Origin of the sequence: Blautia parvula, from assembly GCF_020215665.1 — a bacterium.
Lineage (GTDB): Bacteria > Bacillota > Clostridia > Lachnospirales > Lachnospiraceae > Blautia > Blautia celeris.
Window position 1 is genome coordinate 1,945,022 of the sequence record NZ_CP084061.1, and the last position, 23,536, is coordinate 1,968,557.

The following is a 23,536-nucleotide window of genomic DNA, read 5'->3' on the forward strand; positions in this document are numbered from 1 at the left end:
GCCTGTGGATGGTAATGTAAATATAACAACAGGGGAATAAAAATCATGGAAAAACTCAGTTATCAGATATTAAAAGAACAGAATTACAAAGGCTATCTTCTCCGGGAGGCTCCCGAACGTGTCCTCCAATTTGGGGAAGGAAATTTTATGCGTGCCTTTACAGACCATTTTATTGATATGTTGAATGAAAAGACAGGTTTCAACGGCAAGGCAGTTCTTGTCCAGCCCCGGCCAAAACGCCCCGGCCACAGCCTGGCTGATGACCTGAACACCCAGGAAGGGCTTTACACCTTATATCTGCGCGGCTTTGAAAACGGAAGAAAGGTCAGTGACAAGCGTGTCATCTCCTGTGTCAGCCGCTGCCTGAATGCCTATGAAGATTACGACGCGGTCATGGCCTGCGCCGAAAATCCTGATCTGCGCTTTATCACCTGCAACACCACCGAGGCCGGAATCGTATACGACCCTGCCTGCAGGTTTCAGGACAGACCGGCCTCCAGCTTTCCGGGCAAGCTGACCCAGTTTCTCTACCGCCGTTATGAAGTCTTCGGCAGCGAAAAAGGAAAGGGATTCGTTATTCTTCCCTGTGAGCTTATTGCGGAAAACGGAAAAGAGCTGAAAAAATGTGTGCTTTCGTATGCCGCACAGTGGGATCTGGAGGAAGGCTTCCTTACATGGCTGGAGGAGGAGAACATGTTCTGCTCCACGCTTGTGGACCGCATTGTCACCGGCTTTCCCAAAGGGGAAGCGGATGCGCTGAATGAGGAAAACGGCTATCTGGACGCCGCCATGGATACCGGTGAAGTCTTTGCCTTCTGGGTCATTGAGGGACCTGCTGCTTTAAAACAGGAACTTCCATTTGAGAAGGCCGGACTTCCGGTCCTCATCACAGATGACCACAAACCATACAAGGAGCGCAAGGTCCGAATCTTAAACGGCGCTCATACCTCCATGGTCATGGGGGCATATCTGGCCGGGTTCGATATCGTGCGGGACTGTATGGAGGATGATGTAGTCTGCGGCTTTATGAATAAAGCAGTCCATGAGGAGATCATCCCCACCCTGTCTCTTCCCAAAGAGGAGCTGGAGAGTTTCGCCTCCGCCGTCACAGAGCGTTTTAAAAACCCGTTTATCGACCATGCACTGCTGTCCATCTGCCTGAATTCCACCTCCAAATGGAAAGCCAGGGTCCTGCCGTCCCTGAAGGCGTATATGGACAGGACAGGAAAACTGCCGCTCTGTCTCACAGCCTCCTTTGCCTTCTATCTGGCGTTTTACCGGGGGAAGGAACTGACAGACGCGGGTCTTGCTGCCGTACGTCCGGACGGTGGTGCTTATACTGTGTCGGACGACAGAAATGTTCTCTCCTTTTTTGCAGCACATAAGGATGATACCACAGAGGAATACGTGCACGCGGTCTGTGGCAATGAAGCACTCTGGGATATGGATCTGTGCTCTATACCCGGATTTGAAGCCGCTGTCACAGATATGCTGAACAAGATCCAGCGCGACGGCGCATATGAAATGATGAAATCCGTCTGCTGATTCTTTAAAAAATAAAAGTGCCCCATATGGAAGCCTGTAAATTTCCGGTTTTCCATATGAGGCACTTTTATTTTGTTCCGCATTTCTCACCCGCTGTATTCTGAATCCGGAGGACACCGCCGCATAAAATACATGTCCGCCGCTTATCCCTCCGCCTGTTTCTCTGCGACAGCACAGATTGTCGTATCCCGGCCTGTAAACGCCTTTCCTGCCACATTATCATAAAATTCCGTGCAGCACAGCCCTGCACGCTCTATTTCCTTTTTTAAGGTTTCCCTGGTGTACCGCTGGTTCCAAAGATTATAACAGTGGCAGTCCTCCTCTGTGATTACCAGATACTGCTCCAGAGTGTTATCTGTCTCGGGATATCTGTAATTGCGCTGAATGACCACATGAGGTCCGGCTGACCAGAATCCCTTATCCTGATACTGAACCGTCTCCAGTTCTTCAAAAGGCAGAGCACGGGTAAATCCGTCAAGAATAAGGATTCCACCCTGTTTCAGTGCCTTTTTTATTTTCCCCAGCAGAATCCTCCTGTCCTTTGGAGGCAGTACACCGAAATCACAATAGATCAAAGTTATGACATCAAATGCATTCTCCTCATCCATATCCAGATAATTCTTATATTCATACCGGATGTCCCTCTTTGTCCCGGCAGCATGTTCTCTGGCGTATTGGACGGACCGTCTGGAAAAATCAAGACCTGTCACCTGAAATCCCCTGTCATCAAACAGCTCTGCATAGAGTCCCGGTCCGCATCCCAGGTCCAGAAGCTTCTTTCCCGCTCCTCCCCCGCAGCGCTCTGCAATCCAGTCCGCGGATCTTTGTATAAATTCATGCTTCCTGGTTGCGCCTTCCGCATCCGGGTCCAAGTGCGCCTCCAGCATATATCCGGAAATATTCTCATCATCCCAGAAAGCGGAGGAGCTGGCTTCATATATCTGCGGTTTTTGTTTTATATACTCAATCAGTTTCCTGCTGCTGTTATTTTCCAAATATTTTCTCCCTGTCCTGTTTCTGCCGTGTCTACCGGTTTCCATCACTGCAGTTTGCCGCGTCAATGGCGATCACCGTCAGCAGGCCGATCAGCTCATCGTCCTGGCAGGCATAGTCGATCACATACGTGTCCCCCCAGTGAAAGGGCTCTTTCCTGATATGCATGATCGGGCAGCATTCCTGATAGACATCGTAATCCCATTCCAGAAAATCGCCTTCCACTCTCCAGTCATTATAGTCGATCTCATATTTGGGCTTAAACAATGCAAAGCGTTTTTGGATACTCCCCAGAGCCCTGCCCCCTGCAATCAGCTCAAACCGGGGCATGACAGTCATCAGTTTTTCTTTCACCATGCCTACTTCCTCACCGGTATCGTGACGGTAAATGTGTATCTTATGGCCAATAGACAGAAACTCTCCTTTGACAAAATACTTCGGGTTACCGTATTCATCGTACACATCATAGGTGTCTGTCCAGGAAAATACCCTCTGTTTTATCAGTAATTTCATAAATCCTCCTCCGTTTTTCCTTTTCCTTTGCCTGTATGCTTATATCTTACCACAATACCTGTACTTTATGGAACAGAAATCGTTACTCTCACTGCTTGCCCGGCAGCACGCTTCGCGGGACAGTGCTTACCATTCAAGCAGCGCGGCTCCCCAGGTCAGACCAGCTCCGAATCCTGACAGGATGATCTTGTCCCCCTTTTGCAGCCTTCCTTCACGGTTCATCTCATCCAGCAAAATGGGAATACTGGCGGCGGATGTATTGCCGTGACGTTCCAGATTTATGGGAAATTTTTCCTCCGCCTCCTTTAGTCTTTTGGCAACTGACTGGATGATTCTGCTGTTGGCCTGGTGCAGAACATAATACCTGATCTCCTCTTTCTCTGTCCCGGTCTTTTCCAGTACCTGTGTAATACACTCCGGCACCTTTTTTACGGCAAATTTGAAAACAGGCTGTCCTTCCATGGCAACATAATCCGCCTCCTGGGCACCGGGTACCAGAACGTTCTTCATCTGGCGGGCACCACAAGTAAGAACACTGTCCCCTCTGCCGTCTGACCACTGGACCATATCCATGAATCCTGTCTCATGAGCCTTTACCACGACGGCCCCTGCCCCGTCCCCAAACAGCACACATGTACCTCTGTCTTCCCAGTTGAGGAGCTTTGACAGAGTTTCCGCTCCGATGATCAGCGCATTTTTGTAAACTCCGCTTTTTATATACGCCTGAACCGTGCTTAAGGCAAATACAAACCCCGAACACGCTGCACTTAAATCGAATCCAACGGCGTTCCAGGCACCGATTTCCTTCTGTACCCGGCAGGCAGTATTTGGGAAAAATGAATCCGGTGTACAGGTAGCCACTAGGATCAGCTCCACATCCGCGGCATCCATTCCCGCATTCTCCAAAGCCTTTTTGGCGGCGCGGCATGCCAGAATGGTTGTATTTTCCTCTTTTGCAATCCTTCTCTCCCGGATTCCGGTCCGTGTGGAAATCCACTCATCATTTGTATCCACGATCCTGGACAGATCATCATTTGTCACAATATTTTCGGGAACTGCACTGCCTGTTCCGACTATCCTCGCTACCATATTCTTCCTACCTCTTATTCCATCATATTTTCACCGGATAACTGTTCAGCGCAGTAAATGCGCAGACCTGCTGAATCATTACTTCACAGAATCACATCCGGGAATTCATTTAAACTTTCAAATAGTTTGATTATCAAATCTTTTCTTTCAAAGTATACTAAGAAAGAGACCGTTTGTCAACTACACAAACGGCCTCCCGGTATCTATTCATCCTCTTTATAAATTTTCTGTATTTCCTGGGAAAGCTCCCGGCTCAGATCATCCAGGTCAATTCCCGTTCCCACACCCCGGTATGGGGCATTATCCGGCTCCGGTCTGCGGTTATAGTCCTGTTCCCGCAGCTTTGCCATATCGGGGATCTCTCTTGTCTTCTCTCCCGGCTCCTCTGCCGGCCTGCGCGGTGTCTGGCTGCGCGGCGTCTGGCTGCGGCTGCCGCCCCCGCTTCTTCCTGTTCCGGAAGATGTCCGGCTCTGGGCCGTATTATTTCTGCTCTTCTCTGTGGTCTTATATACCGTTTTCTTCCTGGTCTTCTTTTTCCTGCCCGGCAGCGTGGGAAGGCTGAACTTCCGTTTCTTCCGGTTGAAAAGCGGTTCCCGGCTGCTGCCTTTGCTGCCCTGCTTTTTTTCCCTGTTTCGAAGAAGAGGCGCTGCCTGCACCGCGATTCCGAGAAAAGCCAGGATCAGACCCAGCAGCCATGTACCCGCGCCGCCGTCTTTGCCTGTCATGGAAAACAGGATCCTGATAGCGCCAAGACCGCCGCAGATACCCGTGATGCCGATGATCACATACTCCTCATATCCGATAGCCATGGTGGCCGCAAAGATTCCTATGGCAATACAGATGATCCTGCCCGTGTCCGTAGGCGCACTGAAAAAAGAGTTTGCCAGCGCATATACAAGGCCTGCGCACAGCACGAAAATTCCAAGTTTATAAAATACCCATGCAAGCGCACCCAGCACCACCGCTCCGGCAAGTCCCGCGATCACCACATATTTTGCCTCGTGCAGAAAATAATACCCTGCAATACCGCCCGCTGCGGCACCGATCACAAGCCCGAGGATACTGCCCCAGACTTTCCTGAGCTTATAGCCCATAAAACAGTTCAGCAGTGCAAATATAAGCCCTGCCAGCATAATTCCCGTCGTATACTTTTCCACAACATTCCCGTACTGGGAAGTCACAATGTTTAAAATATCTGCCGGATTCATTTTGATCACCTTACCCCTTATCTGTTTATGTAACTGTTCTTCACCTGCAGTCCCTTCTCTGCCCTTTACAGAAAGGGAACTGCAGCATCACACACTCTCTCCCCTGAAAGTGGTTTTCAAATATACTTTTTTGATATACCTGAGGGTTTCCTTTTCCCCTTTTTCCGCCAGCATGCGCAGCAGAAATTCCAGGTCCTCATTGGTCTTCTCATGCACAAACCAAAGTCTGTCTCTGCTCTTCAGAAAATAGGCCAGAGGCGCCTGATCCGTATAAGTCCCCGGATTATAGACCCTGGAAGCGCTGATCCGGTCCATGACCATCTCCGCAATGTATTTCCTGGGCATGGGAACACCCTGAATGACTGTGTCACAGTCCACACCGTAGTCCACCCAGTGCTCAAAATGATGCTTATTCCTTCCATAGTGGTGAATCCAGGATGTGGACAGCCCGGTGTCTTCCCGCTCCGCATTGTTGGGACTTCTGTTTCCCTGATAATACCTGCATCCAACGGAAAATTCCGTCCAGGAATATTTTGACAGGTCATGCAGCAGCCCCTGCCGGTACAGACCTATTTTAAAACAGTAGCGCATGACCAGCAGCTTATGGCTGGTAATTGTCTTGAAATGTGCCCATATATGCATTACGCTGTTTCCTGCTTTCCGATTAATATTGCTATAGTTCTCGACGGCACCTCCACAGCTTTTTTACCCTTCCCCTTCTGCTTTGCCGTCTTTACCTCTTCTTCTGTAAAAACCTTTCCTTCCTGCCTGCTGGTGCTCGCCACGAATTTCCATACAGACCCTTTCGGCAGATTGGGCAGTGCAAATTCATGAGGCATCCAGTGCAGGTTATATGCTACAAATAAAAACTCTTTTTCCTGCTTCCCATAATCTCCGCAGTACATCATTCCCAGATGCCGCAGATTTCTCTCACAGGGCGCATACCAGGCCTGCGCTCCGTGGTAAGACAGATCCGGATAGCCAAGTGCCCTGTAGTCCACTCCTTTTAACTCTTCCTGCATATGCAGAATGTAGTATTTTTTTCTGAAGGCAATGGCTTCTTTAACAAATTCATAGAGTGCCCGGTTGGATTTGAACGCACTCCAGTCCACCCATCCGATGTCATTGTCCTGGCACCAGGCATTATTGTTGCCCTTCTGGGAATTGCCGAACTCATCCCCCTGAAAGATCAGAGGCGTGCCCTGGCTCAGCAGAAGCAGCAAAAACGCATTTTTAAGCTGCTGCAGCCGCAGTTCCCGCACTGTTCTTTTCCTGGTGGGACCTTCTGCCCCACAGTTCCAGCTGCAGTTGTACTCCATGCCGTCCCTGTTGTCCTCACCGTTGTCCTCATTATGTTTCTCATCATAGGACACCATATCCATCATGGTAAAGCCGTCCTGGTCCGCCAGGTAATTGATGATTCCCGTCTCTTTGGGATTTCTCCGGTTCCGGTAAATGAAATCCTCCAGCATGTTCTCATCGCTTTTCAACAGATGGCGCATACAGTAGAGAAACCCTTCGTTGTACTCCGCCACATTTTTAAATGCCGGTATTTTTCCCTGATAGAGATATCCGCCGTCCACATCGTGAAAGAAGAGCTTTGTTCTGGAAAGCAGCGCATCCCTTACCAGGACTTCCTGGCAGATGCCGCTCCCCATCAGATGAAATCCATCCACATGGTACTTAAGCTTCCAGTAACGCAGAATATCCAGCATAACCGAAGGACTTACAGAACCGTCAAAATAGAATTCCATCAGACACTCCATCCCTGCCTGGTGCAAAGTATCCACCAGATGTGAAAATTCCCGCACCGGACGGTCTGTGGCACAGAAGGATGCCTTTGGAGCGAAATAGCAGGCCTCGCCTGTATACCCCCAGCAGTTTATCTTACCGGGCGCACTTTCCTTATAAGCATAGGCAGGTTCCGGCCGCCTTCCGGCGCTGCGCTTCCTCTCAATCTCCCTGTAATCATAGGCCGGCATCAAAAGCACTGCCGTGACACCCATATCTTTCAGATATGCGATCTTCTGCTCCAGCCCCTTAAAGGTTCCTTTTAAACGGACCCCGGAATTTTTCTGCATGGTATATTCCCGTACCTGCAGCTTATAGATAATAGAATCCGACAGGGAACAGGGCTGAAAGGAATCATCCTGCCATCTGTACTTTTCATTCCGGAACCCGCACCGGATGATGTCCGTATCTTCTGTCTGCGGCTGTCCGAATTTTTCTGCACCGGAAAGATAGACCGCGTAGGGATCCTGTATCACTTCATTTCCGATACGGTAATTATACTCATACCTATCAGGGGAAATGCCTGTCACGCAGACAGAAACCAAATTCCCTGTCTTCTTTTCTTCTGACAAAGGGATTTCCTTTACCGGCTTTTTCTCCCCTGCATGGTACAGAAGAAGAAATGCCTCATCCCCATCCGGGACAGAAACAGTAAACTGATATCCCTTTTCCATCCTTATGACTCCCGGTTTGCCCGGATATACTGGCAAAGCTTGTATCTCCTTTGATGCCTCGTCCATTCTCTTCGTCAAGCTGTTCACCTCATTTCAATCTCTCTTGTTCCGAACACAGTGCCTCCATCCTGTCATGTACTCCCGGCGCGTCCTGTTCATCTGTCATGGTGATAATGGTATCACTTGCCATCAATATGGTGCGCCCCTTTGGAATCAGCTCTGCACCGTTTCTCTGCACTGCCACCAGAAGGCAGTTTTTCGGCCATTCGATCTGCTGCACCATTTTATTCTGCAGCTCACAGTTATGGCGGACCACAAATTCCTGTAAAATCTTCTCACCTGTTTTCTCCGGCACCGGCTCGCCCCGCTTTCTCAGCAGATTTTCCAGAAGGCTCTCATAAATAGGCTGCGATTTCACCGCAGTTGCCACCAGAAAGGCCACGATGGACACCAGGGACAGGGACAGCATCTGGCTGACACTGCCTGTCATCTCAAAGATCAGGATAATACCTGTAATGGGCGCCCGCACGATCGCAGTAAAATACCCGGCCATAGCCAGCATGATCAGATTGTTCAGATAATGGGCATCAAGTCCCAGAAACTGCACGGCAAAGGTTCCGTATGCCCCGCCGATCAAAGCCCCCAGTACCAGCAGCGGAAAGAAAATTCCTCCCGGCGCGCCGGAACCAAAGGAAATGACAGAAAATAAAAGCTTCATCACAAAAAGCAGAAGGATGGTCTTCAGCATCACATTGCCCTCTGTGATAATATCAATAATATTATGCCCGCTGCCCAGGATTTCAGGCATGATAAGGCCCAGCGCCCCGGCCAGCAGAAAGGGAATAAGAAGCCTGGTCGTCTCAGCCCTCTTCCCCCGGATTTTCCCAAACAGGGACTGCACAAACAGGGTCAGCTTATTATAAAAGGCGCCCATCAGTCCCAGAATGATCCCCAGCACAATAATATGTCCGTAATACTTTGCCGGAATAGAACCTGTTATCTCAAACTGAAATACAGAACGGAATCCCAGAAATCTGGAGGATATGTAATCTGCCGTGATGGATGCTGTCATGACAGACACCAGCACAGATACAGAAAAGTTCTTGTGAATCTCCTCCAGTGAAAACATCACACCTGCCAGAGGTGCATGGAACGCAGCCGAAAGTCCGGCACTTGCGCCACAGGTGAGCAGGAATTTTTCTTCTGTCTTGCTCCTGTCCAGTACCTTTGATACTGCCTTTCCTGCCATGGCCCCAATCTGGATGGACGGACCCTCTCTTCCCAGAGACAGCCCCGCAAAGAGTGACAAAAAGCCGCCCAGAAATTTTGCAGGCAGCACTCTCCACCAGACCTGATTTAATTTACCTGCCATCTCTCCTTCCACCTGGGGAATACCGCTCCCGGAGATAAATGACTCATATTTTACAAGACGCCCTACAACACAGGCGAGAATGAATAAAACAACAAACCAGCCTCCCGCAGCCAGTGGATATTTTCTTCCATATGCAAGGACAACGTTCATGCCCCTGCCCGCGTACTCCAGAAGTACCCGGTATAAAAGGACCACAAGTCCGGCTACGATTCCCACCAGGAATCCCTCTGCTGTCAGAATGGACTTAAAATGCTCTGCTCTCTTGATCACATAGGAAGTGTCCCGCTTCACAATGATTCCTCCCTCTTTGGTACCTTACTGTTACACTGGTCTTCTTCTGAAGACTACTCTCATTATACGTGTGACCCCATAAAATTGCAATCGCCAATTCGTAACTGTTGCAATCTTTTCCCTAATCTGATAGTATGAAAGCAGTCAAAATGCGGTTCTTGGCCGTATTTTGAATACTGATAGAAAAGAAGAGAGGTAACACATATGAGTGAAGAAACATTCACAGCAAATATCGGCGGCTGCGACCCCAGCGACTGCGCTACCTGCAGCTCCAACTGCTCCAGCGCCGGCAAAGGTTCTATTCCCAGGGTTCCGAACCCAACCATCAAACTGACTCTGGAGGATAACACAGTCCTGGAGTGTGCCGTTCTCACCACTTTCCCGGTGGAGGACTTCGGTGAGTTCATTGCTCTTGTTCCCCTTGACAAGGATGGCAAAAGTACATCCGGAGAGACTTATCTGTTCCGCTATGCGGAGGACGAGGAAGGCAACCCTGTGGTGACCAATATCGAGCGGGAGGATGAATACATGGCTGCTGCTGAGAGCTTCCATGAATTTATCGCCAATCTTCCAAGCGAGCAGGATATGGAAGAAAAATGATCAGGGTTCTGTAATTAAATATTTTTCATGGGGAGGATCTGCCATGCATGATTTTAAGATCTGGGACAGCCATGTCCATCTCTTTCCCCCTGAGGTCTATGAGAACTGGGAGAAATACGCTGCCAGGGACAACTGGTTTGCCCTTCTCACAAAGAAGCCGGAAAACGGCAAGGGGACCGAGGAGGCCTGGGCCAACGCCGAGGAAGCTCTGGAATGCGCAGACAAAGCCGGTATTTACGGCCTTGTCATGCAGGGATGGTATTGGAATGATGAGGGACTCATGACCCTGCACAATGATTATATGGCTGATATGATGAAACGCCATCCCAAGAGGCTGAAAGGCTTTCTTTCCATTAATCCCAAATTCCGGGAAAAAGCCATCGCCGAAATTGAACGGTGTGCCAAGCTGGGCTTTACCGGCATAGGCGAACTTGGCCCCGGGGGAAATGGATATGATTTTGAGGATTCTGATTTTATAGATGTTCTGGAATGCGCACAGCACTATGGTCTTGCCGTATGCATCCACTGCGGGGAACCGGTGGGACATGCCTATCCGGGCAGGGACTTTACCAGTCTGGCCCCTATACCCGGACTGGTGAAGAAATATCCTGATTTGAAGCTCATCCTGGCCCACATGGGCGGCGGACTTCCCTTCTATGAAATGAACCCAAAATATCAGGGCAAATTCCAAAATGTCTGCTATGACACAGCCGCCAATCCCCTGTTGTACCACATCCGCAGTTTTCGCTCCGTCATCTCCATGATCGGCAGTAAAAGGCTGCTGTTTGGAAGTGATTTTCCGCTGCTGCTCTATCCCTCCAAATGCAGGGAGATGGATTTTTCCATGTTTGTGGAGGATATCCGGTCAAACGCCGGGCTTACGGAGGAAGAGTGGCATGATGTGATGGGCGGTAATCTGATTCGTTTTCTGGAATGATGCGGATGGTCAATGATAGGATGGGTTAATGATGTGATGAATCCTGTGGGTTCCTTGCATAAATCTGATTTTTAAAGAAATGAGGCTTTCATTGTACGGAAGCAGGGATATGGTATAGCCAGTCGGGACTTCATGAAATTTGCGCAGTTGGATAAAGATAACTGCGGCAAAGCGCATGAAGAATCCGGCTGGCTTTTTTATGTTGTTTTTGGTAACTGTTCAGTCAGATCTGCGCATTTACTGCGCTGACCGTGCAAAAGAGTAGTGGCGGCAGGTATTCGCAGCATGGATTTCTATTTCAGTTCTTTGATCCTCTCCAGTGGGATATCCAGCTTTTCTGCTATTACCTCCGGGGGCAGAACATCAAGAAAACTGACCGCCGCTTTTTCCAGTCCCATCTGTTTTCCTCGCCTTTCACCTCTTTTTTCACCTCTTTTCTCACCTTTTCGTTCTCCTTCCCTTTCTGCATCTTCCGTCAGCATACTGTACAGCCACGTCATACTCAACACCTCCTTAATTTCTTCCAATTCCTCTTTTTCCAGAAATTTTTCCGCCAGTGTGTACAAAATAGATTCTGTCTTCTTAACCTCCTGCGTGACCTCCTGGCTGGCCGTTAGGCGAAAGGCCCGTTCCATCCTGTCTTTCTGGGATATCTCGCCTCCCAGTAACGGAAGCAGGGAAAGCTTTGCCAGATCTTTTCTTGAGAGTTTCCTGCCCTCTCCCTGTTTCTTCTCCAACTTTTTCAAAAGTTTGTCTCCGTCTCTGTCAGACAGCATCACAGGAACCACTTTGTAAGTATTTTTACCGCATTTCATGCTGGTAACAGGATGTTTTACACTGCCGCTGTATATAACATAGGTCACAACGTCAATCCCATACTGATAGCTGATAATACTCTCATATAGCCGGAACCGTCTCATATCCTCGATTCCCCCATCCCTGCTCTGAAACTCCAGATGACCGCAGGTATCATCCTCCATAATGAGGTTTAAATCCTCATAAAATTTTTTCAGTTCCAGATGGATACTCTCTGTAGGAGCTATCCTTCTGACCTTCTGTCTCACACCCGCCATGGGCAGCAGTTCCCTGGCGAAGAAGGACACGGCGGTCTTCAGGGCCTTGTCCTCATGTTCCGAATGTGCCGGGAACTTCTCACGCACAGCAGGCGGCCTGGATTTTTTCACTGTACCTCCTTACAGGCACTCTGAAAAAACATCCGCTTATATAGCACTGCATTCGCTGCATTTGTAAATATACACAGACAGACTGCATCTCTTTTTTATACTATAGCAAATTATCATTTTGCAGGCAATGGTTTTACCATGATTTTTTTATATTTTGGGAAATTTCGTCCTGAATAGGACATATAAGACTTTTTTATAAGATAAGGAAATAAAAAACAGGTCAAAGCGGATCCTCTTTACAAAGAGTACCACTGTCCCCAAATGCTGAATCACCATAGAAAAGGAGTTGTCCATGAGCTGCATACTGCAGGTGCTGTTAGTTATAAAGTATATGAAATCATCCGGAAAAAAGCAAGTGTTATTTTCCACAAGGCCTTTTCAGGCCATAGGCATGTAACTCCCGCGGCAGCCAGCGCGATATGGAGCAGCTTGCTCCATATCTGTGCAGCACGAAACGTGCTGCCGGGTGCCAAGGGAACGCCCAGCCTATACCAAGCTCGGAATTTCCACCTGTATCTCCACATCTCTGCTGTAATCCACATTGTCCAAATGGAAACCGAACATATGGTAGAAGTCTTCCCAGTATCCTTCGATATCAGAAAGTTTCTCCACATTCTCCGTATTCACTTCTTTCCAGCAGTCCATGACAGCGCCCTGTACCTGAGGTGCCAGCTCCCAGTCATCCATGCGGATACGGCCCTGTGGGTCTGTGGGAATCTCCGCAGCAAAAAGTTTGTCATGGAACAGGCGTGAAATCTGTTCAATACATCCCTCATGTGTGCCCTGTTCCTTCATCACCTTATACAGAATGGCAAAATAAAGAGGCACGATAGGAATAGCTGCACTGGCCTGTGTCACAAGGGCTTTGTTCACAGAAATATATGCCTGAATACCCGGATGTTTCTCGTGTATCCTGCCTGCTGTCTCTGTCAGATGCTTTTTGGCCTGTCCGATGGTTCCCTCTGTATAGATGGGATAAGTAAGTTCCGGTCCGATGTAGGAGTACGCCACTGTCACAGCATGGTCAGCCAGCACGCCGGCATCTGTCAGGGCATCCATCCAGTCCATCCAGTCCTCACCGCCCATAACTTTGATGGTGCCCTCCAGCTCCTCCTCATTTGCAGGCTCTACTGTCTTGGTCACAATTGTATTGTTTCTCAGATCCAGGCTCTTCTCCGTGAAAGCACCTGTTGTCGTCTTCAGAGTGGAGGACCATGTTTTGTTGTCCGCAGTCGTCCTTCTCGGTGCCGCCAAGCTGTAGATCACCATGTCCACCTGTCCCAGGTCCGCCCGGATCATGTCGATTGCCTGCTGTTTTACTTCCGCTGAGAAGGCGTCTCCATTGATGGATTTTGCATAGAGTCCTTCCTCCTGTGCAAGCTCCTCAAAGGCTGCCGTGTTGTACCAGCCCGGCGTTGCTGTCCGTTTGCCGTTGGACGGCTTTTCAAACATGATTCCAATGGTGGCTGCCTGACATGCAAAAGCCGCCGTAATTCTGCTTGCCAGTCCATATCCTGTGGAAGCACCGATTACCAGTACCTTTTTCGGTCCGCATACCTGGCCCTTTTCCTTCACATATGCAATCTGCCTTTTCACATTTTCCCGGCATCCTTCCGGATGTGCTGTTGTACAGATAAATTCCCTTACCTTAGGTTCAACGATCATTATCCTATCCTCCGACTTTTTATTATCTGAAAGCTGAAATTTCTTTCTGCTTACTTTTATCTTCTAATAGTTTGATTACCAAAGTATATTATCATAAATACACATGAAATGCAACCCGGTAATTATATTCTGTTTCCTTATTGACAAAGCGACATGCATGTCGCATAATAAAAGCAACACACGTGTCGCAAATGAGGTAATATCCAATGGGAACAAAAGGTGAAAAAACAAAACATTTTATCTGTGAAGCCGCATTCCGGCTTTTTGCGGAAAAGGGTTTCAAAGATGTAACTATGAAAGATATCTGCGAGAAAACCGGGCTCAGCCGCGGGGGCCTGTACCGCCACTATGACAGCACCAGCCAGATATTTCTGGAACTCATCCACACACTGATGGCAGACCAGCAGAACGAATTTGAAGAGAAAATAAAAGCAAAGGTCCCTGCGCGGGAAATCCTGCTCCATGTGCTGGACCGCTATGAAACGGAAATGCTTGACCGGGAACATTCTCTCAGCATTGCGATCTACGAGTTTTTCAGCGGCCCTTCTGTATCGAAAAGCAGCAATTCCATACAGCAGCAGTATGAGGCCTCTAAGGAGATGTGGACTGCCCTCATCCGTTACGGGATACAGACAGGTGAGTTCTCTCCGGTCAGCCCGGAAGCAGTCTATGACCTGATCGTTTTTTCTTACCAGGGTGTCCGCATGTACAGCAGGCTCATGGAAATAGAGGAGACCATACCGAAGAACATTACCAGCCAGATCAAATCTCTGTTATTAAAAGAAAGGGAAAAGAAATGAAAACAGTCTTTTACAGAAAAGAACGCCCCGGCCGGGCATTTATCAACCCGACAGATACCGTTGCCCCCGTATCCGGTTTTCCGAACATCTGCGTATCCACATACTCCCGGATAATCATTGAAAAATTTGCTGCCCTGGAAGGTGTGGAAGTCATTTCGCATCTGTATACAGCCAATGGAGCCATACCCATCTATAAAATCCCTTACGGCGGCAGTGAAATCGCATTTTATATGTCGCCGGTAGGCGCACCTGCATGTGTGAGCTGCTTTGAGGAGGCAGCAGCCATGGGTGCTGAAAAATTTGTTTTCTTCGGATGCTGCGGCATTCTGAATGATGAGGCCGTAAAAAACAGGCTTATCATACCAACAGGAGTCATACGCGATGAGGGGACCAGCTACCACTACCTTCCTCCCACAGAGGAACTGCAGCCTGACAGCCATTCCACGGAAGTCTTAAAAAGCTGCATGGAAAAATACGGATTTCCCTACGCCTGCGGCAAAATCTGGACAACAGATGCTATATACCGGGAGACGCCCCAGGAGATAGCCGCCTGGAAAGAAGCCGGGTGCATCGGTGTGGAGATGGAGTATTCCGCCCTGCTGGCAGCCGCAGCATACCGGAATCTGCCGCTCATCCAGTTCTTCTATGGAGCAGACAGCCTGGATAATCCCACATGGCAGCCCCGGGACCTGACCGACTGGGGGCTTTCAGGCGCAGAAACATACATGACCCTTGCCTTTGCATGCGGACTGGCTATGTAATGAACGGATATCTGTTCTGATGCCGCAGCCGTCTAAAAAATTCGGCACATCCATGGGGATGACCGCATGAATGTACAGCAGCAATCCGTTTCCTGCCGCTGCTGTACTAAATCTTTCCCTTTCCTATTTGACATATGCCATCTTAACTATTAGAATAAAAGAAAATGTTATGTATGACCCGATAAAAACCGGGCAGGCTGCACAGGATTCTTACCTATCCGGCCTGAAAAGAAAGGGAATGCAATGACGGATAGAGAAAAGATAATACAGGTGTTCTATGATTATGAGGATGGAGGTCTTGTTTCCCTGGATCTGAACAAAATCTTGAACTGCCTGGATGAAACTCTGATAGGCATCGGAATCGGAGAACAGGGATTTGTCACTTCCAAAGAGGATGTTCGTCAGGTCTTTACCACCGGCCTGAAAAATAATACCGATACAAAGCATTCTCTGTCCTTTGAACAGATTCATGTTCTGATACACGAGGAGGGTTTTGCCAACCTCTGTGCAAAGGTCATTGTCAGGGCTGAAAAGGAAAATAACGTGTCCATCAGTCAGTTCCTGCAGTCACTGACTTTAGTCCGCAGAGGAAAAGACTGGAAAATCTGTGCCCTCCATGCCTCCTCTCCCATCGTAACAGAGGAGAGTGTAGAGGCATATCCCTTGAAATTTGCCGAAAAAACCCTGCAGAGCCTGAAAGAAAAAATCGGTGAGGAGGCATATCTGGCTGAGGAGCAGTACCGGCAGGCTGTGCTGGCTGATACTGTAGCTTTCTACATCATCAATTTTTCCAAGGACGTCTTTGAAAAATGCCAATTAAATGGTGATTTATGCGCTTTTGTGGAGCCGCAGACTCCCTATGAGCAGTTTATATGTGATAAACTGCCGCAGTATGTGGCCTCGGAAGACCGGGCATATTTTCTGGAAACCCTGTCGCTGGCAAGTATAAAGGCTGCTTTTGAAGCCGAAAAAAAAGAACTGAGCTGCGAATACCGCTTTCTGTGTCCTGACAGCTCTGTGCTCTGGATGGTCACCACTGTACGGCTTATCACAGATGTAGTGACCGGCGACAAAAAAGGCATCATGTACGTAAAGGACATTGACGCCGGTAAACGAAGAGAGCTGGAGATGATTGAAAAAGCAGACAGGGATGAGATGACAGGCGTTCTCAACAAGGCCGCATTTATCCGTTCTGTCACAGATTCTCTTCTCTTAAGTACAGGAACTCCTGCTTTTGTCATGCTGGACATCGACAATTTTAAATCCATCAATGACACCAAAGGCCATCCGGCAGGGGACCTGGTGCTGATGGCTATTGCCGGTATTTTGAAGGATATTTTTGCCGCTGATGGTATTGTTGGACGTCTGGGAGGCGACGAGTTCGCGGTTTTCCTTCCGGGTACTCATACACAGGATGCACTTACCGCAAGGCTGGAACAGGTACTGGAACAGGTCAAAAGCGTAAAACAGTGCAATAAGGCTCCGTCAAATGTGACCTGCAGTATCGGCGTGACGTTCTGTGACGATAAGAGGAGTATTGAGGAAATCTATAAAAATGCAGACGATGCCCTGTACCGCGCAAAGCAAAACGGCAAAAACCAAATCACATTTTTCTGATAATACAATATATAAAAACTCCCCCTTAAACAGATTTTGGTTCTTTATCTTGTCTGCTTAAGGGGGTATAGAGTAAACTACTCAGTCTATTTATTTGGTTGTACTACCAAATCCTCCGTTTCGAATCTCACACACGTCGTCATCCACGGTAATCCCGTATTCCACAAAGATTCCCTGCGCAAATCCGGTACCTGCTTCCACGCATACGGTTTTTCCCTCATTGGAATCATTTGTTATTTTCACAAAAATATGACCCTCATTGTCTGAATGAAAATAATCGCTGTCTATGATACCAACTGTATTGTTTAGCTGCAGACGATATTTAAATCCCAGTCCGCTTCTCGGATACAATTTAAGGACCCATCCCTCATCCATCTCCGCGCGCACACCGGTAGGGATCTTCACCGTCTCACCGGGTTTCAGCTCAAAGGAGAGGGGGCTGTAAAAATCATAGCCCGCACTTCCTGCGGTTGCTCTTTTTGGGAGTTTTATGCTGTCGTATACGGTATTGATCTCCTCTTCTGTCACCTCACCAAAGGTGTCTTTCCATCCCTCTGCAAACTGTTCTCTGCTCACTTTATGAAATTTTGCAATTCTTCTCATAGTCATCTCCTGTATGTTTTTTATTTTAATCTGCATGCAGTACCACATTTCCCTCTTCCAGGGATCTCTGCACATCAATCACCCTCTGGTTGGAACTGCCTTTCCATTTCAGGGCAATATCCTTCTTCTCCGCCACAAACCTGCCGTCCACCAGCACGTCCAGGTATCTCAGAATCTCTTTTCCCTGTAGTTCTTCCCACAGGTATCCGGTGTAAAGCCATATAGTCTTGGCCGGATATTTTTCCCTGATCTCTTTTGCAAATGCCGTCACTTCCGGCTCGTTCTGAAAATACAGCGGGTCCCCGCCGGAAAATGTGATTCCGGATATGTAACTTTTACCCAATTGCTCGAAAATCTCTTCTTTCGCTGCCTCATCAAATGCAAGACCGCTTTCCGGGTCCCAGGTGATGGGATTCTGGCAGTCCTTGCAGCAGTGGGAACAGCCGGATACCCATAAGACTACCCGCAGGCCATCCCCGTTCAGCATGTCATCTTTTGTGATGTTATGATATCTCATGAAACTTCCCTCCTGCCGTAACCGTTTCTATTCTCATGAAAAAAGGAGAGGACCGGCAGTCCGGATACAGGCTGCCTGGCTCTCCCCTCAATATTTTTACGAATTACTGTGCGTCCTTCGGCACGTCCTTGATGCTGAAGCTGATTCTTCCCATCTTGTCCTTGCCCATGCAGATTACCTTTACCTTGTCTCCAAGTGTCAGGACATCCTCTACGCGGTTGATTCTCTCTTTGGCAATTTTGGAAATGTGAACCATACCCTCTTTGCCCGGAGCAAATTCCAGGAATGCACCAAAATCTTTGATGCTTACCACCTTGCCTGAATAGATCTGGCCTTCCACGAAGTCTGTGGTGATGACCTTCACATAGTGAAGTGCTTTATCCATCATCTTCTGGTCTGTGCCGCAGACAGAAACTGCACCTGTATCATCAATGTCAATTTTAACGCCTGTCTCGTCGATGATCGCGTTGATTGTTTTTCCTCTCTGGCCTACCACGTCACCAATCTTCTCCGGATCGATCTGGATCTGGATGATCTTCGGTGCGTACTCATTCACGTGGTCTCTCGGAGCCGGAATACATTTTTCCATAACTTCTGTCAGGATGTACTCTCTGGCTTCTTTTGTTCTGGCAATGGCCTCCTCAATGATCGGTCTTGTCAGTCCGTGGATCTTAATATCCATCTGGATCGCTGTGATGCCGTCATGTGTACCGGCTACCTTAAAGTCCATATCTCCGAAGAAATCTTCAAGACCCTGGATATCTGTCAGAACAATATAATCATCATCTGTGTCGCCTGTCACCAGACCGCAGGAGATACCGGCTACCGGTTTCTTAATGGGAACACCTGCTGCCATCAGGGACATGGTGGATGCACAGATACTTGCCTGTGATGTGGAACCGTTGGACTCAAAAGTCTCAGATACGGTACGGATCGCATACGGGAACTCCTCTGTTGCAGGAAGCACCGGTACCAGCGCACGTTCAGCAAGAGCACCATGACCGATCTCACGGCGTCCCGGACCTCTGGATGGTTTTGTCTCACCTACAGAATAGGACGGGAAATTATAGTGGTGCATATAGCGTTTGCTTGTCTCAAACTCATCCAGTCCGTCCAGTCTCTGTGCCTCGGAAAGAGGAGCCAGAGTGGTGATGGTACAGATCTGCGTCTGTCCGCGGGTGAACATAGCGGAACCGTGAACGCGCGGAATCAGGTCTGTCTCTGCTGCCAGAGGACGAATCTGTCTGATCTCACGGCCGTCCGGACGCTTATGGTCTCTGAGGATCATCTTGCGGACTGTCTTTTTCTGGTACTGGTAAACAGCGTCCGGAATCAGTGCCAGCCACTCTTCGTTCTCAGCAAAAGCCTCTTCCAGCTTTTCTGTGATCGCGCGGATGTTGCCTTCTCTTGTCTGCTTGTCATCTGTAAACACAGCTTCTTCCATGGCTTCCGGTGTCACCACCTCTTTGATCGCCGCAAACAGTTCTTCCGGAACTGCACAGCTCTCATACGTGTGTTTTTCTTTTCCGCATTCTGCCACGATCTTATCTATAAATGCAATGATCTCACGGTTCACTTCATGAGCCAGGAAAATTGCCTCGATCATCTTGTCTTCCGGAATCTCGTTGGCTCCGGCTTCGATCATGATCACTTTTTCTCTTGTGGATGCAACGGTAAGCTGCAGGTCTGAGATATCTTTCTGTGCCAGTGTGGGGTTCACGATCAGTTCCCCGCCGATCATTCCGATCATGGTTGCCGCACAGGGACCATCAAAAGGAATATCGGAAATACAGGTAGCGATAGAAGAACCCAGCATAGCAACGACCTCAGGGTTGCACTCAGGGTCTACGGACATTACCATGTTGTTCAGGGTAACGTCATTTCTGTAATCCTTTGGGAACAGAGGACGCATAGGACGGTCAATGACACGTGAAGTCAGGATGGCATGCTCACTGGCCTTTCCTTCTCTCTTGTTAAATCCTCCCGGGATTTTTCCGACTGCATATAATTTCTCTTCGTACTCAACGCTCAGCGGGAAGAAATCAATTCCCTCTCTCGGTTTGTCAGAAGCTGTCGCCGTAGATAATACGGTGGTGTCTCCGTAATGCATGAATGCTGCGCCGTTTGCCTGCTTAGCCACACGGTCAATGTCAACCGTCAGGGTTCTGCCTGCAAGTTCCATGGTAAAACTCTTGTACATATTATTTCTCCTTTACATTCTTCGGCGATGCGCTGTCCGAAACAACTGAAAAATGCATTTCCCTGTAAGGAAATACCCTTTTCAGTGGTCTCGGTTCCAGTATCTTCGCCGTGATAAAATGGGGCGGAATACTCCGCCCCTAGGTTTGACTGATTATTTTCTAAGACCTAACTTCTCGATCAAAGTACGGTATCTCTCAATATCAGTTTTCTTCAGATAAGCAAGTAAACCACGTCTCTGACCTACCATTTTCAGAAGACCTCTTCTGGAGTGATGATCTTTGTGGTTTGTCTTTAAGTGCTCTGTCAGTTCCTCAATCCTTGCTGTTAAAACTGCAACCTGCACTTCCGGTGAACCTGTGTCGCCCGGTGTTCTTGCATATTCTGCCATGATAGCCTGTTTCTTTTCTTTAGAAATCATTGTATGTTCCTCCATATTCTTTTTTATAATCGCCTCTGATTAAGAAACGGTCGGAGTTTCCAATTCCTGAATCAGGGCTGTGCTCATACTGGTTTAGTATAGCATAACAGTCCGTAGTTGTAAAGATGCATTTTCAGAAAAAACGCACGCCCCAGACAGCCTGTTCCCTGTACAGATCAGACACTTTTATGCCTGTGGCGGAACTGCTGGCATGGACCACCTGTCCATCGCCGATGTACATGACCACATGATAAATATACCCGTTTTCCGAGTAAAAGATCAGGTCCCCGGGAAGTGCTTCCTCCACGGATATTCTCTGTCCCGCGTTTGCCTGGTCTGCTGCCACCCTGGGGATATCCACGCCAAAATCATTGTAAAGGGTCTGTACAAAACCGGAGCAGTCCGCGCCGTTTGTCAGGCTTGTCCCACCCCAGACATAGGGATTCCCCACAAACTGAAGGGCATAATTGACCAAAGACGTGCGCACGTCCGAGGGGTTGATAACAGGCACCGGCTCCGGGTCATCCACCGGATATGCCAGCACCGGCTCTGTAAGCCCTGTCATCTCCAGATAATCCGCCTCATTGGTGCCCAGCATGTCCAGATACAGGTTGCACACATACCCTGTCATCTCCCCGGAGCTGATATAAGACCATTCTCCCTCTGTGCTCTCCACATAACAGAGCCCGTCCTTGGGGAGTTTGCCGATGATGGCAGCATCCGTACCTGCCCCCTCCCTGATATTCAGGCAGCTATCCACATCTGCCACGGCACAACACTGCTCTGTGGGAACGTTCTCTGCCGGTTCTGCCATAACTGGCACTGCTGCCAGAAGCATACCGGTACCTGCCAGTGTATAACTGATTTTTTTCATAAAATTCTGCATAAAATACTCCTTTTCAAAGAAACCATCATTCCTTCCGGCCGTACTTTGCCGGGCCGGACGCAAAAAGCCCGCGGCGCTTCTGCCGCAGGCTTTTTCTTTGGTATTCAGGACAATAAAAGCATATCTTTTATTGTATTATAGAGTATTGCCTGTATTTTACGATTTTATTACGATTTCATTACAATTCTCTTATCTTCTTCCGGTTCTTCGTCCAGAATGGAGAATGCAATGTTTGTTGCATGGTCAGCCACACGCTCCAGACCGGAAATCAGGTCTGAATAGATCATGCTGGCGTCGGGTGTACATTCATTTCTGGTAAGACGCTGTATATGGGTCTCCTGGAGATGTCTCTCCATCTCATCAATGCTGTCCTCCAGCTCCAGGATCTCCTGGAGATGCTTCTGGCTGTTATGGGAGAACATGTCCATGGAGTAAGTCATGATCCTTATAACCTTGTCCATCATTTCAGCCAGCTCCTTCTGGGCCGCCGGACTGAACTCGATATTTTTCTCCCTGCGCTCAATGGCTGCGTCTGCCACATTCTCCGCATGGTCTCCGATTCTCTCAATATCGTTCACCACATGGAAAAGGCCGCCGATGCTCTTGATATCATCAATGGGCAGCGTGCTCTGGTTGATGGCGATCAGATAATCCGTGATGGCGTGGTTCATATAATCAATATGTTTTTCCACCCGGTAGACCTCTGCGATCTCCTCCTCATCCATTGTGATCAGCGCATTCATCGCTCTGTTTAAATTGGTGATAGCCATATTACCCATTCTCTCCAGCTCTTTTGTAGCTTCCACTACAGCCGTACTGGGTGAGAATACATTGGTGGGACCTATGTATTCCAGCTTGAAGCCGCCGTCTGTGGCCTCTTCGTCCTTTCCGGGAACGAAGAGATAGGTCATCTTTACAATGGCACCGGAGAACGGCAGTAAAATCAACACCTGGAAAACTTTGAACAGGGTGTGGGCATTTGCCACGCTCCGTCCTATGTTGCCTCCGGAAAGTGTGGTGATCATATTCTCTACCCAGCTCTCTCCCAGCAGAAGCATTACCGCCATGATCACTGTACCGATCACGTTGAACAGAAAGTGGATCAGCGCCGCGCGTTTTGCGTCTTTGTTTCCATTGAGGCTTGCCAGCAGTGCGGAAGTACACGCACCGATATTACATCCCAAAATGATGTAGAAGCAGATTCCCAGCGGAAGCAGACCCTGCTGCGCCATCAAAAGCAGTATGCTGACCGTTACCGATGAGCTCTGGATAATGGCAGTGATGAGAAATCCGATGAAAATACCCAAAAACGGATTTTTCAGATTGGAGAGCAGGCTGATGATAAATGGTGATTCCTTCAGGCCCGCCATGCTTCCCGACATGAGTGAAAGTCCCATGAACAGCACGCCAAAGCCCAGAATGACCTCACCTACCTTTTTCACCTTCTCCTTCTTGCAGAACATGACAATGATCACGCCCAGCATCAAAAATACCGGGGCAATCTGGGAAAGGTTAAAAGCTACAAGCTGTGATGTGATGGTGGTACCGATATTGGCACCCATGATCACGCCTGCCGCCTGGTAGAGATTCATAAGCCCTGCATTTACAAAGCTGACTACCATTACTGTGGTTGCGCTGGATGACTGGATGATGGCACAGAAAATCATACCGAACAGCATTCCCACAACCTTGTTTTTTGTAAAGAAAGCCAGAAAACTACGCATCTTTGCTCCCGCGGCCTTCTCAATGCTGTCACTCATCACCCGCATGCCGTACAGGAACAACCCTAAACCGCCTATCAGCGTCAAAATGTTTCCTACGTTCATTCTTATCTCCTTGGTAAAAAAGATTTCGTTATAAACTATAATAG

21 protein-coding genes are annotated in these 23,536 nt (G+C 48.5%); 6 read left to right on the forward strand and 15 right to left on the reverse strand.

Annotation, left to right across the window (positions count from 1 at the left end; all coding sequences use genetic code 11):
* Positions 1-45 precede the first annotated feature (45 nt).
* Complete coding sequence (locus LC508_RS09200) at positions 46-1,545, forward strand: tagaturonate reductase (RefSeq protein WP_103733005.1); 1,500 nt, start codon at positions 46-48, stop codon at positions 1,543-1,545.
* A gap of 143 nt (positions 1,546-1,688) precedes the next feature.
* Here the strand turns inward: LC508_RS09200 and LC508_RS09205 are convergent, their stop codons facing one another.
* From LC508_RS09205 to LC508_RS09235, 7 genes are all read right to left on the reverse strand, one after another.
* Positions 1,689-2,540, reverse strand: coding sequence for a class I SAM-dependent methyltransferase (locus LC508_RS09205; RefSeq protein ID WP_103733004.1), 852 nt, complete (start codon positions 2,538-2,540; stop codon positions 1,689-1,691).
* A gap of 31 nt (positions 2,541-2,571) precedes the next feature.
* On the reverse strand, positions 2,572-3,051 hold the full coding sequence (locus tag LC508_RS09210) for an LURP-one-related/scramblase family protein (protein ID WP_103733222.1): 480 nt from the start codon (positions 3,049-3,051) through the stop codon (positions 2,572-2,574).
* Positions 3,052-3,177: 126 nt separating this feature from the next.
* On the reverse strand, positions 3,178-4,140 hold the full coding sequence (locus LC508_RS09215) for a beta-ketoacyl-ACP synthase III (protein WP_054352899.1): 963 nt from the start codon (positions 4,138-4,140) through the stop codon (positions 3,178-3,180).
* Positions 4,141-4,343: 203 nt separating this feature from the next.
* A complete protein-coding gene (locus tag LC508_RS09220; protein ID WP_118593896.1) occupies positions 4,344-5,348 on the reverse strand; it encodes an ABC-2 transporter permease in 1,005 nt (334 codons plus the stop codon).
* A gap of 87 nt (positions 5,349-5,435) precedes the next feature.
* Entirely contained in the window at positions 5,436-5,990 is a 555-nt protein-coding gene (locus tag LC508_RS09225) for a DUF5662 family protein (protein WP_033143277.1), read from the reverse strand.
* A complete protein-coding gene (locus LC508_RS09230) occupies positions 5,990-7,891 on the reverse strand; it encodes a glycogen operon protein GlgX (RefSeq protein WP_225305352.1) in 1,902 nt (633 codons plus the stop codon). Before LC508_RS09230 ends, LC508_RS09225 begins: the two co-directional genes overlap by 1 nt.
* 10 nt (positions 7,892-7,901) lie before the next feature.
* Positions 7,902-9,476: a ClC family H(+)/Cl(-) exchange transporter gene (locus LC508_RS09235; protein WP_054352897.1), complete on the reverse strand. Its 1,575-nt coding sequence runs from the start codon at positions 9,474-9,476 to the stop codon at positions 7,902-7,904.
* Positions 9,477-9,680: 204 nt separating this feature from the next.
* Between LC508_RS09235 and LC508_RS09240 the strand changes: the two genes are divergently transcribed.
* Together LC508_RS09240 and LC508_RS09245 are read left to right on the forward strand one after the other, a co-directional pair.
* Positions 9,681-10,076: a DUF1292 domain-containing protein gene (locus LC508_RS09240; protein WP_033143280.1), complete on the forward strand. Its 396-nt coding sequence runs from the start codon at positions 9,681-9,683 to the stop codon at positions 10,074-10,076.
* Between the two features lie 43 nt (positions 10,077-10,119).
* On the forward strand, positions 10,120-11,013 hold the full coding sequence (locus LC508_RS09245; protein ID WP_052099679.1) for an amidohydrolase family protein: 894 nt from the start codon (positions 10,120-10,122) through the stop codon (positions 11,011-11,013).
* 293 nt (positions 11,014-11,306) lie between these two features.
* Here LC508_RS09245 and LC508_RS09250 read toward each other — a convergent pair whose 3' ends face one another.
* Positions 11,307-12,197 carry a hypothetical protein gene (locus LC508_RS09250; RefSeq protein WP_103731763.1) on the reverse strand — a complete coding sequence of 297 codons (891 nt, stop codon included), beginning with the start codon at positions 12,195-12,197 and terminating at the stop codon, positions 11,307-11,309.
* A 486-nt stretch (positions 12,198-12,683) separates the two neighbouring features.
* Complete coding sequence (fabV, locus tag LC508_RS09255) at positions 12,684-13,862, reverse strand: enoyl-ACP reductase FabV (RefSeq protein ID WP_033143282.1); 1,179 nt, start codon at positions 13,860-13,862, stop codon at positions 12,684-12,686.
* A 206-nt stretch (positions 13,863-14,068) separates the two neighbouring features.
* On the opposite strand from fabV, the gene LC508_RS09260 reads away from it, so the two are divergent.
* The 3 genes from LC508_RS09260 (at position 14,069) to LC508_RS09270 (ending at position 17,040) form a co-directional block, all read left to right on the forward strand.
* On the forward strand, positions 14,069-14,662 hold the full coding sequence (locus LC508_RS09260; RefSeq protein ID WP_103731762.1) for a TetR/AcrR family transcriptional regulator: 594 nt from the start codon (positions 14,069-14,071) through the stop codon (positions 14,660-14,662).
* Positions 14,659-15,423, forward strand: coding sequence for a nucleoside phosphorylase (locus LC508_RS09265; protein WP_103731761.1), 765 nt, complete (start codon positions 14,659-14,661; stop codon positions 15,421-15,423). Before LC508_RS09260 ends, LC508_RS09265 begins: the two co-directional genes overlap by 4 nt.
* Positions 15,424-15,666: 243 nt before the next feature.
* Complete coding sequence (locus LC508_RS09270) at positions 15,667-17,040, forward strand: sensor domain-containing diguanylate cyclase (protein ID WP_103731760.1); 1,374 nt, start codon at positions 15,667-15,669, stop codon at positions 17,038-17,040.
* 90 nt (positions 17,041-17,130) lie between these two features.
* On the opposite strand, the gene LC508_RS09275 is transcribed toward LC508_RS09270, so the two are convergent.
* The 6 genes from LC508_RS09275 to LC508_RS09300 all read right to left on the reverse strand — a co-directional run bounded on the left by LC508_RS09275 (position 17,131) and on the right by LC508_RS09300 (position 23,492).
* Complete coding sequence (locus tag LC508_RS09275) at positions 17,131-17,643, reverse strand: dCTP deaminase/dUTPase family protein (protein ID WP_033143311.1); 513 nt, start codon at positions 17,641-17,643, stop codon at positions 17,131-17,133.
* Positions 17,644-17,668: 25 nt separating this feature from the next.
* Positions 17,669-18,160 carry an anaerobic ribonucleoside-triphosphate reductase activating protein gene (gene nrdG, locus LC508_RS09280; protein ID WP_033143286.1) on the reverse strand — a complete coding sequence of 164 codons (492 nt, stop codon included), beginning with the start codon at positions 18,158-18,160 and terminating at the stop codon, positions 17,669-17,671.
* Between the two features lie 103 nt (positions 18,161-18,263).
* Positions 18,264-20,360 (reverse strand): polyribonucleotide nucleotidyltransferase, encoded by a 2,097-nt coding sequence (locus LC508_RS09285; RefSeq protein ID WP_033143287.1) that lies wholly within the window; start codon positions 20,358-20,360, stop codon positions 18,264-18,266.
* Positions 20,361-20,513: 153 nt separating this feature from the next.
* Positions 20,514-20,780, reverse strand: coding sequence for a 30S ribosomal protein S15 (gene rpsO / locus LC508_RS09290; protein ID WP_033143288.1), 267 nt, complete (start codon positions 20,778-20,780; stop codon positions 20,514-20,516).
* 133 nt (positions 20,781-20,913) lie between these two features.
* The gene (locus LC508_RS09295; protein ID WP_033143289.1) at positions 20,914-21,666 is read right to left on the reverse strand and encodes a C40 family peptidase; all 753 of its coding nucleotides are present in this window, start codon (positions 21,664-21,666) and stop codon (positions 20,914-20,916) included.
* Positions 21,667-21,833: 167 nt separating this feature from the next.
* Complete coding sequence (locus tag LC508_RS09300) at positions 21,834-23,492, reverse strand: Na/Pi cotransporter family protein (RefSeq protein ID WP_033143290.1); 1,659 nt, start codon at positions 23,490-23,492, stop codon at positions 21,834-21,836.
* Between the last annotated feature and the right edge of the window lie 44 nt (positions 23,493-23,536).

What these genes read in the sequence shown, in the direction of transcription:
- LC508_RS09200 (WP_103733005.1), top strand. Translation starts at nt 46, where the DNA reads ATGGAAAAACTCAGTTATCAGATATTAAAAGAACAGAATTACAAAGGC.
- LC508_RS09210 (WP_103733222.1), bottom strand. Translation starts at nt 3,051, where the DNA reads ATGAAATTACTGATAAAACAGAGGGTATTTTCCTGGACAGACACCTAT.
- LC508_RS09215 (WP_054352899.1), bottom strand. Translation starts at nt 4,140, where the DNA reads ATGGTAGCGAGGATAGTCGGAACAGGCAGTGCAGTTCCCGAAAATATT.
- LC508_RS09220 (WP_118593896.1), bottom strand. Translation starts at nt 5,348, where the DNA reads ATGAATCCGGCAGATATTTTAAACATTGTGACTTCCCAGTACGGGAAT.
- LC508_RS09225 (WP_033143277.1), bottom strand. Translation starts at nt 5,990, where the DNA reads ATGCATATATGGGCACATTTCAAGACAATTACCAGCCATAAGCTGCTG.
- LC508_RS09240 (WP_033143280.1), top strand. Translation starts at nt 9,681, where the DNA reads ATGAGTGAAGAAACATTCACAGCAAATATCGGCGGCTGCGACCCCAGC.
- LC508_RS09245 (WP_052099679.1), top strand. Translation starts at nt 10,120, where the DNA reads ATGCATGATTTTAAGATCTGGGACAGCCATGTCCATCTCTTTCCCCCT.
- fabV (WP_033143282.1), bottom strand. Translation starts at nt 13,862, where the DNA reads ATGATCGTTGAACCTAAGGTAAGGGAATTTATCTGTACAACAGCACAT.
- LC508_RS09260 (WP_103731762.1), top strand. Translation starts at nt 14,069, where the DNA reads ATGGGAACAAAAGGTGAAAAAACAAAACATTTTATCTGTGAAGCCGCA.
- LC508_RS09265 (WP_103731761.1), top strand. Translation starts at nt 14,659, where the DNA reads ATGAAAACAGTCTTTTACAGAAAAGAACGCCCCGGCCGGGCATTTATC.
- LC508_RS09270 (WP_103731760.1), top strand. Translation starts at nt 15,667, where the DNA reads ATGACGGATAGAGAAAAGATAATACAGGTGTTCTATGATTATGAGGAT.
- LC508_RS09275 (WP_033143311.1), bottom strand. Translation starts at nt 17,643, where the DNA reads ATGAGAAGAATTGCAAAATTTCATAAAGTGAGCAGAGAACAGTTTGCA.
- nrdG (WP_033143286.1), bottom strand. Translation starts at nt 18,160, where the DNA reads ATGAGATATCATAACATCACAAAAGATGACATGCTGAACGGGGATGGC.
- LC508_RS09285 (WP_033143287.1), bottom strand. Translation starts at nt 20,360, where the DNA reads ATGTACAAGAGTTTTACCATGGAACTTGCAGGCAGAACCCTGACGGTT.
- rpsO (WP_033143288.1), bottom strand. Translation starts at nt 20,780, where the DNA reads ATGATTTCTAAAGAAAAGAAACAGGCTATCATGGCAGAATATGCAAGA.
- LC508_RS09295 (WP_033143289.1), bottom strand. Translation starts at nt 21,666, where the DNA reads ATGCAGAATTTTATGAAAAAAATCAGTTATACACTGGCAGGTACCGGT.
- LC508_RS09300 (WP_033143290.1), bottom strand. Translation starts at nt 23,492, where the DNA reads ATGAACGTAGGAAACATTTTGACGCTGATAGGCGGTTTAGGGTTGTTC.